This is a genomic window from Rhizobium ecuadorense, assembly GCF_001187535.1.
Classification (GTDB): domain Bacteria; phylum Pseudomonadota; class Alphaproteobacteria; order Rhizobiales; family Rhizobiaceae; genus Rhizobium; species Rhizobium ecuadorense.
On record NZ_LFIO01001430.1, the window covers coordinates 1 to 371 of the forward strand.

Sequence of the window (371 nt, forward strand, 5' to 3'; positions counted from 1 at the left end):
CATCCCATTGACGAAAAGGTCACCGACCGCTTCATCCGGCGGCAATTTCAGCGGCGCCGTCCAGCGACCATCGGCCTCCTGCGCCCAGTTGCGCACGCGTTGCCCACCATGCAAAATCGGCGCCTCATCGCATCTTGCCGTGACGATCAAGCCCTTATCGCGGGAGTCAAAGACGATTGGCCGAGCAAGGTAGTAATCGCCTTTTCCCAGCGCGATTGTGTTGGTGCCGCCCTTCTCACGGGCAGCATCACGGGCTCTTTCGATGCTGGCGAAAGGACCGTCGCCACCCTGCTGATTTGCGGTCGGAAGGAGGCCACTCCAGGTGTCCTTACCATCGGGAGAAACGTAAAATATCGTCCGCGCTCCGGTGC

1 pseudogene is annotated in these 371 nt (G+C 60.4%); it reads right to left on the minus strand.

What is annotated here, in order from left to right:
- Positions 1 to 371, minus strand: a pseudogene (locus AF337_RS30005) (right-handed parallel beta-helix repeat-containing protein); the annotation flags it as partial.